The organism is Enterococcus sp. DIV0800 (assembly GCF_050559735.1).
Taxonomy (GTDB): Bacteria; Bacillota; Bacilli; order Lactobacillales; family Enterococcaceae; genus Enterococcus_A; species Enterococcus_A devriesei.
Genome location: NZ_CP187899.1, coordinates 411249 through 422865 on the forward strand (window position 1 = coordinate 411249; position 11617 = coordinate 422865).

The window sequence follows — 11617 nt, forward strand, 5'->3', positions numbered from 1 at the left end:
CTCCCTCACTTCTTTTTAGTATCCGTTAGACATCATGATCTTCACGGGTCACTTCCCTATATGTCTTTGAAACTTACTCAGTTAATTCAAAAGATAGGTCGCCAATTTTAGTCATTCTCCCAAAGCTTTGATCGTAGATACTGATATCTAGCAAGTTACTTAATTTTTTATAGTTTTTTTCATATTCCTCTTTATCCATCAAAAATACTAAATATTTCGTCCCTGTTCCTCCCGGTGCTAAGTCTTCGGATGAGGCCTTTTCTTCTAACATATTCGTATTTAGTAGTTTCACCGTTTTTCCCATCGTTAAAGTTCCTGAGGTATTGTCAAACTTGAGCGTCTCCTTCCCATTATTTACCGCTGTAATTTTTGCTGTCACCAAGACGAGTCCTGCTTCACTATTACTAAATCTGGCTTGCTTATCTTCATTCGGGGTAAAATCAACGACTTGATACCCATCAAGTGTGACTTTGACTCCTTCAAATTCCACTGATTTATTCACTGTATTTGATACTAAGCCCTTTTTATCCCCCCAGTCTTCAGCGGTTACTTTATCCGGATAAAACGCTTCAGATGATGCTGTTTGACCCTCACCTTCACCTGACAAAGCAATAGATACCTCTTTCTTTTCTACAATTGTATTTTCTTTCCCATAACTATCTGCTTTATCAAAAATTCCAGGTATTTCTATTCGTGCCTTTTTATACTCTTCAATTTTTTTCATAACTTCTGGTTTTATTGGCAGTGCGATATAACCAGATCGTTCATCCCCTGGTTTGAATTCTCTTTTTACCTCAACCAATTGGCTGACTAAATCATCTTCAAGTAAACGATTACTTCTTTCTATAGAAGAATTTACCCCTGTGACCGACAGTGAAAAACCTGGGCCAATATAGATTGGTTGCTGCGACTCATTTTTGATTGTCGCTGAAATCAATATCACACCGCCTTCTGACGTCTGATCACCAAATGGAACCCGTAAATTCCTTGAAAAATTCTCGATTTTAAGGTAGGAATACCCCTGGATCGTAACACCCATTCCGTCCTTACTATTCTCCAAAGTGTCATTATTTTCATACAGGGTTTCCACTTTCTCTGCTTCTGTCTCTTTTTGTAGCTTACCCTTGATCTCCGTCCACTTGCTCGTCATTTCTTCTGAAGCGGTACTTGACTCTTCCGTAGCTTCTTCCTTAGAGATATCTACACTTTTTTCCGCAGTAGAGTTCTCTTTACTTACGACACTTGATTTTTCGACAGAACTTTTTTGAGAATCTTCTGGATCCTCACTCCCCCCACTACAGCCACTGGTGACGGCTAAAACACTCAGTAAAAATAAAAAGGTCTTTCTTTTATTCACACGTCTTCACCTCTTTAAGAATTTGTGTTATACTGCTCCGCTGCTATATCTGGCTCTTTTCCAATCTTTTTTATATCAAACGATTACTAATCTTTTAAAGCCTATAAAACAATAATCCCACTTACTTAAGCGGGATTATTGTCTCTTTCATTTACCTAATCGTTCAATCTTTTTTAGTTTTGTTGCTCTTTACGTTTTAAGCCTACGTATAAACTAACTCCTAGTAGCCCAACGCCCAATGCAACCATTGAAGCTGAACGTTCCTCACCTGTTTTAGGTAGTTCATCTTTATCTGAATAAACCCCTTTTATTTGTTTTGTTGCTTCGGGAATTTCTTTATGTTTCCCAATTGTTGTCTCACTTGTTTTTGTTTCAGATGTCTCAGCTTGTTTCTCTGGATTTTCTAGCGGTGTTGCAACATCTTCTTCGACGACAACTGTATTGTCGACATCGGTAGGTTCTTCAGCCGGCTTTTCAGGTTCCCCTAGAATCGTTAAGGTAATGATCTTTTCAATATCGACCTTCTCCCCATTGCTATCTGTTCCTCCGATATAGAATCGAATGGAATGGGTGCCCGGATTTACCAATGTGCTACCTAATGCGGTAACTTGAATAGGATCTCCTACTACTTCAAATCCAACCTTCAATCCTTCCGCATGTTCAAACGTTGCCCAAGCCAAAATATCTTCTTCGGTTAGACGGTCTCCAACAGACATCGTTTTATCAGAAACTTGGATGACAGGCGTATTCACATCAGGTTCTGTGGTGCTTGGTTCTGTCGTGCTTGGCTCCGTTGTGCTTGGCTCCGTTGTGCTTGGCTCCGTTGTGCTTGGTTCTGTCGTGCTTGGTTCTGTCGTGCTTGGTTCTGTCGTGCTTGACTCTGTTGGTGGAGTATCCACAAGAACTAAACCATTAATAGCCGCCTGCAATTGATCATAGTACCAATTAAATGTTTCATCACTTAAATTACGTCCCAAAGCTGAACTTGCATTCTCCATATTAGATCTAAACGTGCCAAAAGAAGAGAGCGTATACTTTTCGGGTGTCGCAAGGTACCCTAATGCACTATCATACAATCCTTTCAAACGTTGCTCACTAGGTGAATTTAATGCTTGGGGGGCATTCCCTTCTGCTGGTGCTTCCGGTGTAGCTGGTACTTCCGGTGTAGCTGGTGCCTCAGGTGTAGCTGGTGCTTCCGGTGTACTACTGCTTTCTGTCACCGGTACATCCGATGTACCCGTACTTTCAGCTACCGAAGTTTCAGATCCACTTGTATTTTCAGGCGCAGGTGCTTCACTTTTTACAGTCTCTTCCGCATAAACATTTGAAACATTCACTGGAAATGATGCTAAAAATGAACTACATAACAACGTGACGCCAAATAACCCTAATTTCTTTTTCATGATAGGTCCCCTTTTTTTAAGCTTTATTTATATAAAAGTGTAAAAGAAGATAGGTTTAGTCTGAAGAAGTTGGTCATATTCCCTCCTTTATTTTTTTTATCTCTTTTAACTACTTCTATCTCTTGTTCTATTGTTCTTACTAACCTTTAACTGAGTTCATAGGAAAATTGACTCATCGATTTGTGGTTGGCGGCGCATCGATCGATTGGAATACCGCCCAAAAGATTCATCATATTGTTCGATCCCTAAAAATCTTGAATCTTGTTTTAATAACTCACTGGTCTCAAACCAATCATCCGAGTAATCTTGAATACGATACATTACTTCTAAAAGTTCTTGGAGAACATAATCAATTCCCAATAAGTAAGAATACGTTGAATTGAAGTTCTGACTAGTTATCTCGTCGCAAATGGTTTTTGCTTTACATGTTAACAATTGATAAAATTCTTGAACAATTCTCATTTTAGGAAGATCATCGACTATGGATGTTGTTTCTACTTTTTCTTTAAACGTCTCATCCCAAAGAGTCTCTAAACCGTCATTTACACCCTCTAATTTCCAAATCAATGATCGTTGGCGAATTTCTTTATATGGCGTGGGGTGTAGAACTTCAAAGAAAGCGCTATTGTAGTCTTTTTCAATCAATTCGATAACGTGCTCTGGTTCCTTTAACTCACTAAAATTTCTAAAAAAATTGTCTCTGAAAAAAAAGAGCAGAATCAGTTTTTCATCAATCATATTAAGTCTGGCAATCGAGGGAACAATCGATTGGGGTGAAATCGATTCAATGATCCTTCGTGCTTCTGTAGATTGTTTTCGATAATACGCCAGATGACTATGACAGGGATTTTCCGAGAAGAGAGTGTATTCATCCATATCCCAGTAATAAAGCGGTTCGCGCATCTTCTCTTACCTCCTTGTACAAAAAATGAACTACTAGATAAAAATTTTGAAAGACTCCTATCTCTTTTTTATTAAATAGAAATTAATCCTATAATCTTTGTCCATATAGCTTGATAAAAAGTAGTTATCATTCCTTCTAACCTAACTATGCGATTAATAGAAGTGAAGAAAGCTTTTTATCTTTTTTTATTTTTTCAAATAAATCAAAATTAATTCGATAGCCTTTTCCCCATATAGTATGGATCGCATTGTTCCCTATATTATTTTGTCTAAATTTATCCTTCATTCGTGTCACCGCACTAGATAGTGAAACTTTATGTGAATTATTAACTTCTCCATTCCAGATCTTTTGACACATTTCCTCCCTACTTACGGTATTTCCTTCAGAATTTATCAAGATTCGTAAAATCTTTGCTTCTGTCGGTGTCAGCCGTTCGATTGTATCCATTAGCTGCCTTTGTTCTTTAACCATGTTATCTATATCTATTGGGGTATATAACTCTCCTAACATATTTTCTTCCATTGTTTGAAGTTTTCCATAATCTTCTAATGATGAATCATTCATTTTAAATGGTTCCTTAAATTGGTGAAAACATTCTCGTAGTTCATCAATCGAAAACTCTGTAGAGATACTGCCGTTTATTTGGTTCTCCTCTATATACATAAGCTCAGTATCTGACAGTTTCTCATCAAATTTCCGAATAATGTTTATTGGAAATTGCCTCAATAAAGGAATCAATTGTGCAACTTCAATTTCAGTAATCGTCTCACTGAGAATGACAAATTGAAAATACATGAATATTTCCGGTATTGACTCTACCTTATTAAAAAGTCTAAATAGACTAGAGGAACAATAAACTTCATAGTCCAAATTTTGCAATTTTTGTTGAATTGTTTTTTCTGATAACACATTTCGCGTTAAAATCAAGATTTGATTCATCTTTCTCACCTCCCTTTGTCTATTCCTTGTTATGCAACTACTCATTCTTCTACGAATAGCTCACTAGTACTCTGTAAATTAATTCCTATTCTTTTTCTATTTCAATTTCTTTCAAGCGTTCTTTAAGTAAGGCTCCTTTAGAAAGCTGATCGATTTTTGAAAGCAACTCATCATAGATCATTAACACATTCTCTTTGGACTCTGTTGCTTCAATATATATTTTTCTGGCACGATTACTAATATTTTCCAGTTCTAATTCTGCCGAACTAATCATATGCTTAGCTTCAATTTGCGCATCAACAATCGTACGATTCGCTTGCTTCTTTGCTGAAATTAGAACCTCTCCGATTTCTTGCTGCGACTGTACAACCTCTTTTTTCAACGCTTCATTTTGCTCCATCAATTCATTGATCTGTTGCTTTGCAAGAACAATTTCTTCACTCTCTTCTTCTTCAGGGGTCGGATCCACTGCTCTACTAAGTTTCTCAAATTGTTCCGCTTGTTCCATTCGAGCTTTTTCAACCTCTTGAACCTGCTCTGCTAATTTTGAAATCTCTTCATGGGCTTCAAATAGGGCACTGTTCAATGCTTCCTTTTCCTCTTCTAGGGTATCTAATTTAGTAACTTCCTCAGTTAATTCTTGCGCTTGACTTTCTTTTTCTTCTAGTGCCATTTGAACTTCCTCCAGTTTTCTATTTAATGATTCCTCAAATTCTTTTCTATTTTCAACCCACAAGTCATTTTCTTCTTTTAGATGCTGACATTTTTGACTCAGTTGTTCTATAGTAGTTTCTTTAGTTCCTAGTTTTATTAATTGGTTATTAATTTGATTCTTCATAATTCTATTTTCACTTAAAGCAGCTTCTTGCTCTTTTAAGTTTTTTTCATTTTTACTAGCTTGCTCCTTATACTTTCGAGTTAGATCCTTATATTTCTTTCGAAGGATCATTCCCTTTTTTAACTTCATATCTCTTTGATGAACTTTTATTTTTAGCCCTTCAATTCTTTTTATGAGGCTATCACTATTTTTTTTTAGCGAAGCTATTTCGGTTCTTCTCAGTTCAGATATCTGAGCCTGCTCTCTTAGTGCCTGTTCTAAGTTTTCCTTTTCTCTTCGAGAATCCTCTAATTGTTCAATAAGTCGTTCTTGTTCAAATAGAATTTTTTCTACACGTTCAAGTTCCTTATTCGACTCTGTAAGATCCTCTTTAACACTGCTTTCTCGTTCCGCTAAATAAGTAAGTTCTTCTTCTCTTAGCCGCTTTTCTTTTGAGTGTATTCGTTCGTTTCGCTCGTTTTCCTCGAGGAGTTCCATTACGTACGATTCTATTTGATCGATAGTAGTTTCTTGTTTTCTTGTTGTTTCTGCCAACTGAAGCTCTTTTTCCTCTTTTAATTTTAGAAGCTGTCTTTCTTTTTGCTTATTTGTTTGTTTCGCTTCAGTTAATTCCTTTTCTAATCGCTTCTTATCCATTTCTAAGTCTGTTAGTGCCTTCGTTTTAGAAGACTTCGCTTTGGTTTTATAAATTTCAATGGTCTTTTTTTGTTCTTCTCTGTTCTTCAGTAACTGCTCATTTTCTTCCGTAATTTGCTGAATTTCTCTATTTAACAAAGCAACGGTCTCTTCTCTCTTCTCCAATAGTTTTTCCATAGATTTAGAGGTAGCTCTATCTTCCTCTTGAATATCCAGATTATGATCGTGCGTCTCTTCTTCTCCCCATTGGATATTGGGATCATACTCATATTCATACTCGTCATAGCTATCCTCATCTTTTTTATCAGGGATATCATCAATAAAATGGATTAGTGATTCCTTTGAGAACCATTTACTACGCCTGTCTTTCTTTTTCATGCTAGCCCTTTTCTCCCCCTTGCTTGACATCCTGTTCAAAATCATTGACCTTTTTAAAGGAAGCTTTATCTGTTTTTCTATTAAAATGAACCGTTTGTACTTTTACTATTCCATCTTTTTCATTTGTTCGTAATCGAAAGTGGATTTCCTTCAAGTGTGGCAGTCCCTCCGCTTCGTTTACAAAGTGGGTAAGATTACGCTCAATCGTTTTCTCAACATCTAAGTGCTCGGCCTGTTGAACCGCATCAATCGTGATACTTTTATCTTTTTCATTAATTGAAACGTTCAAATCAGAAAGCTTGAAATAATCAAGGATTTTTCTGGTAACTCCTGATTCGATATCCGCCTTTAACTGATCATTGTCTGGCTCTTCAAATAGCTGGTTCCAATCATACTCACTTAAATCAATTCCCCTTCGGGGATAGTCTTTGATTACAATTCTTGTCCTCGTTTTGACACCTAATCCTAATTCTTTTTGCTGCTCGTTTAATTCTTCTATCTCGTTCGTTATATCGCTCGTATTCTTTTCTAAAGCCCTATAGCCTACTTGAAGACCAAACAAGAGACTTACTAAAACAAGGATTCCTACAATAATTCCTACGCTAATCGTGATCAGATAATAGATATGATTGCTTTGCTCTCTTCTCTTTACGTAACCTAATTTTCGTTTAAAACTTTCCGTATGATCTTCATCTGTTTCAATGGTTGCTAATCTATAGTCAATAAAAGCACGAAACCCAAGAACTCCTATGATGAATAAAGTGACAATAATGCTAATAAGAGCTAGTACTCCCATATTCTTTTCTCTCCAATTTACTAATTCTAATGCACTCTTTCATAGTGAGTTCAGTTGCTTTATTCCGACAAATAATTAAGGAATTGTTCGTTTCTTAAAAATCTAATGTCCCATTTTCAACTAACTCACTAAGGAGATCTTCATACTGTCCTTCAACGGACGTTACCGCCTTTTTTAACTTTTCTTTTTCTTTTCTAAGTTCGTTCAACTCAATCGCTTCTGACACTAATCCTTTTGTGTAACTTTGCAGTTTCTTATACATCCGTTGTTGTTTTTCTAACTCTTGCTCCAACTGTAAAATCTTTTGTGCTTGCTGCTGTTTCTCTAAACTTTCTTGTCTCTGAATCATTTCACTATTTTTACGATTCGCTTCTAGTATTCTTTTATTTTCTTCTAATACTTGGTCTTTTTGTTTCATCAATCGTTTTATCACTACAGAAAAACTTGCCTGATTATCTAAAAGCTCTTGATTCGCTTGTTCTAATTCAATTATTTTTTCTTTCAATGTATCGTTCTCTTTTGGATCTTTACGGATAGAAGGGCTTTCTGGAATCCCCAGTTTCTCTATCTCCTTTTCAATCGATAGTGTAGGAAAATCTAGCTCTTCTAATTCTTCCAGTTCTTTTACTTCCTCAGCCTTATCCGTTTCTTTTTTGCTGGTTTCAGATGAGGTAGCCGCTTTATTTTTTACACTTTCTTTGGCTTTTCCAGGTAATTCTCTTTCAACAGGGCTAGAATCCGTTGTCTCTGGTGTCTCTTTTTCCTCTACTCCCTCTGATATCTCATTTATTTCATTTAATAAACTCCTTGAAAAAAACCAACCATCTTTTTTCTTTTCTTTTTTATCTCTCATCGTCGCATCTACTCCCCTTTACTGCCTTTGTTAGATTCATTTAATAGTTCAAAAGGCTTGTCTGTATCTTCTCTACCATACGTACAACTATAGACGGTAGTATTTCCCTTCTTTAAAACTTCTTCAATCTCAAAATGCATTTGATTCAATTGTGAAATTGATTCTGCTTCTTTTACAAATGCTTCAATATTGTTTAAGAGTGTTTTTTTATTTCCTGAATAACTCACACTGCCTATGAGAGAGACACTAAGTGTCTTACTTGGAACATCAATAGATACAACCAAAGTGGAAAGACCAAAATAAGGCACCACTTTCTCACTTAAATTAGTTTCAATTTCAGATTGCAATGATTTTTTCTCTGAATCCTCAAAAAGTTTATCCCAAGGATTTTCTTTTAGTCCTATCCCATCTTTGGGATACTCTTTTATCGGTGTTTTAGTGATCAATCGCTTTTGTTCCTGTTTTAATGAGTACGTTTCATCTTTTAACGCTTCATTTTGGGAACGCAGTACGTCAATTTTCTTATCAATTAAAAGCATAGAAACAGTCAAACACATCATGATTGACCCGGTGATCAGCCCATTAATTAATAAAATACGAATATGGTTTTCTTGTTCACCTTGCTTAATTCGTACTAATTTACGCCGAGTGGCTCCTGTTACCCGGGTATCTTTTTCTAACTGATTGATTCGATAATAGATCATGAAACGGTAACCGCTTAGTAGTAGACTTACAATCACCAATACAGCGATTAGAATACTCAATACGAACATGATGATAACTCTCCTTCTTTTCTAATTAATAGGACGGATTTCAGATAACGGATAGATCTTATACTGAACTTTTCCTTCTATCTTTTGTCTTTTTACTAGCCCAAAAGAACGACTATCCCTTGATACTGAAACATTGTCTCCAATCACAAAATAGGAGCGCGGAGGGATTTTCTTCAGATCTTTTATTTCTTGTGAAACGTCACTTGTTAACTCAAACGAGTAAGTAGTATTAAATGATCGATCTCCTACACTTAACGTCAACCGGTTTCCTTGAACTACAATAGAATCCCCAGGCATACCAATGACTCGTTTGACAAACATTCCTTCTTCTTTTGACAAGGAAAATCCGACTACAGAGTAACGAGTAATGGAAGATTTTCTATTGAGAAACACTCTATCTCCATTTTGCAAGGCATCTTCCATTGATGTTCCCGCTACCGGGTGAATGAGATAATTCGTATGCACCCACCCAAATAGAAGGACCAAGCCAATCAGAAAGATGCTACCTTTAATAAACGTCTTCTGATCTACTTTTTTTCTTATTAATTGCCAAACAGCTCGCACACTCATTTCGGCTTGATATACGAAACCAAGTCAGATTTTGCTAATTCGTTTGGAATGATCCGGTAGGAAATAACCAAGCCGCCCACTACATTTCCTTCGGAAATGAGAATTCCGTTATCTGTAATGGCCTCGACAATTGCCACATGACCATAACGTGGATCTGATCCTGCCGTTCCTGGGGTAAATGAAATGACATAGCCTACTTTAGGCGTTTGGGTTACTTCATAGCCCAATCGACGGCCTTTTACTCCCCATTCTCCACCATTCCCCATATAGTCATCGACCTTTCCACCAAGTTGGGCTACTCGGTTAAAGGCGTACCAAGTACATTGCCCAACTGGATAAGAACCGGATCGATTATAGTTTTTCCCGTTATAATCTGGTAAAGTCATTTTCTTCCGATACTCTTCTGGAATCGTATCCTTTCCTTGTAAGAAAATGCCGCTGCTTGTTGTGCCACCAGTCGCCTTTTCACTAGATTCAGGTAACTTTTCATCGTATTGAGTCAGATGATAGACGGCAATAATGGAACTGATTTTCTTATGATACGAAGTATCTGTCGCATATTTTCCGGTTAACGAACTGGCAGCTCGTAAATAGTTTTTTGCTTCTGAACGCCAAGCCTCTTTATAGTACCCATCATTTCCAGAGATTCCCCCGCGAATCAAGGTAACGTAATCCCCTAAGGATTCTCCATAACTTGGATAACGGCGGAATGCGGCTGAAATAGTATATAATTCTCCATTTCCGCGATCTTCTTGTGTCGCCATACTTACGGATTGACCCTCATAACTGCCTTTTACCCCAAACAAATTGTAATTAGGCGCAACCGATAGCCCGCTCGTTCCCGAACCACTTTCCAAAATAGCTTGGGCAATCATAACTGAAGCAAATACGTCATACTTTAAGCCTAATTTTTGCGCCTCTTTTCCAATCTGCTCTACAAATTTTTTCGTCTGTTCATTAGATGAAATCTCAAAAGAAGCTGGGTAAGATTTCTCGACATCTTCCGCATGCTCTGTTTTCGTCAAGTTTGTAAATCTTTGACCCGTAAGGGCCTCTTTTTCATCCAGCTCTGATAGTCGAGCAACCACTACTTCATGTTTCTTTTCCGTTTGTTCTTCTTTGTTCTCTTCTTTATTTTCTTCCTCTTCGTTTTCTTCTTTACTATTTTTCTGTTTTTCTTTAACAGTTAAGTAATAGTCCTCACTTAAATACAGACCAATGATTCCATCCTTCGTTTGTATGACATCCCCAGGAAGAAATTCCGTTTCTTTTATGCTCTCGGCAGAAGAATCATCCATTGATCGATCAAATAATTGCTTGTATAGGTCTGTCGTTAACGTTTGAGCCGTGTAATCTGTTTCTTTTTCTCCTAATTGTCGTAAGCCTTCGTAAACCAGAATGGCCTGATTCTTATCAGAAAAAGTAGAAAGTAACGGTAATTCATACCCATTAAAATCCGATTCCGCTAATTCAAGAACTTCCAATTCCTTATCTAACGCTACGTCATGTTCCCCTAGAGGATCGGAAGAACCAATCGTTGGAATAGAGGAATCATTCGACAAAACAGAAGGTTGCTCCGAATAATCGATACTTGGCGTGGCATTAGAAGATCCTTCGGACTCTGATGCCGATTGGGATTCCTCTTTATTTTCCGGCACAGTAGGTGCCGGTTTCTCTCCTGCTTTCTCCGGTTCTTTTGTTGGTTCAGTGGATGGTTCCGTCGGTGCTTGACTCGTACTTTCCGTAGTTAATGGTGGTTGTTTTTCACTAGAACTTTGAGTTGTTTCCATACTAGAGGAACTTGTTTCTGCCTCACTTGGTGTAGTACTTTCAGAAGCAGAGGAAGATTCAACTGCATTACTACTTGACTCGGTACTCTCTTCTGTTTCTTTTGATTCAGAAGATTCTTCTACAGTAACGATCGGTGCCTTCTCAGGAACGGGCGCCTCTTCCTCCCTAATCTCTTTTTCTGTAGATTCAGAACTCTCTACTATCTCTGTTAACGAGCTACTAGTAGAGTTCTCCTCTTTTACTTTTTCCATACCAACTTGACTACTTTCACTGGTAGCTGCCTCTTCACTAGCACTCAGGTCTCCACCTTTCGAGAGACTTAAAGCTGTCCCAAATGTTAAAACAAGTAATCCAGCGCCTAATACGACCTTTTTCATCA

10 protein-coding genes are annotated in these 11617 nt (G+C 37.3%); all 10 read right to left on the reverse strand.

Features of this window, described 5'->3' with window-relative positions:
* Positions 1 to 73: 73 nt before the first annotated feature.
* Positions 74 to 1357 (reverse strand): DUF4352 domain-containing protein, encoded by a 1284-nt coding sequence (locus tag IGI54_RS13915; RefSeq protein ID WP_430621537.1) that lies wholly within the window; start codon positions 1355 to 1357, stop codon positions 74 to 76.
* A 173-nt stretch (positions 1358 to 1530) separates the two neighbouring features.
* Complete coding sequence (locus tag IGI54_RS13920) at positions 1531 to 2760, reverse strand: LPXTG cell wall anchor domain-containing protein (RefSeq protein ID WP_430621538.1); 1230 nt, start codon at positions 2758 to 2760, stop codon at positions 1531 to 1533.
* 156 nt (positions 2761 to 2916) lie between these two features.
* Positions 2917 to 3663: a DUF7006 family protein gene (locus IGI54_RS13925; protein WP_430621539.1), complete on the reverse strand. Its 747-nt coding sequence runs from the start codon at positions 3661 to 3663 to the stop codon at positions 2917 to 2919.
* A 145-nt stretch (positions 3664 to 3808) separates the two neighbouring features.
* Positions 3809 to 4603 (reverse strand): winged helix-turn-helix domain-containing protein, encoded by a 795-nt coding sequence (locus tag IGI54_RS13930; protein ID WP_430621540.1) that lies wholly within the window; start codon positions 4601 to 4603, stop codon positions 3809 to 3811.
* A gap of 85 nt (positions 4604 to 4688) precedes the next feature.
* Positions 4689 to 6455 (reverse strand): hypothetical protein, encoded by a 1767-nt coding sequence (locus tag IGI54_RS13935; protein WP_430621541.1) that lies wholly within the window; start codon positions 6453 to 6455, stop codon positions 4689 to 4691.
* Position 6456: 1 nt separating this feature from the next.
* Positions 6457 to 7251 (reverse strand): hypothetical protein, encoded by a 795-nt coding sequence (locus tag IGI54_RS13940; protein ID WP_430621542.1) that lies wholly within the window; start codon positions 7249 to 7251, stop codon positions 6457 to 6459.
* A gap of 94 nt (positions 7252 to 7345) precedes the next feature.
* Positions 7346 to 8104, reverse strand: coding sequence for a hypothetical protein (locus IGI54_RS13945; protein ID WP_430621543.1), 759 nt, complete (start codon positions 8102 to 8104; stop codon positions 7346 to 7348).
* A gap of 8 nt (positions 8105 to 8112) precedes the next feature.
* Positions 8113 to 8808: a hypothetical protein gene (locus IGI54_RS13950; protein WP_430621544.1), complete on the reverse strand. Its 696-nt coding sequence runs from the start codon at positions 8806 to 8808 to the stop codon at positions 8113 to 8115.
* Between the two features lie 90 nt (positions 8809 to 8898).
* A complete protein-coding gene (gene lepB / locus IGI54_RS13955) occupies positions 8899 to 9447 on the reverse strand; it encodes a signal peptidase I (protein ID WP_430621545.1) in 549 nt (182 codons plus the stop codon).
* Complete coding sequence (locus IGI54_RS13960; RefSeq protein WP_430621546.1) at positions 9444 to 11615, reverse strand: glucosaminidase domain-containing protein; 2172 nt, start codon at positions 11613 to 11615, stop codon at positions 9444 to 9446. The genes lepB and IGI54_RS13960 overlap by 4 nt, the downstream gene beginning before the upstream one ends.
* Positions 11616 to 11617: the final 2 nt, after the last annotated feature.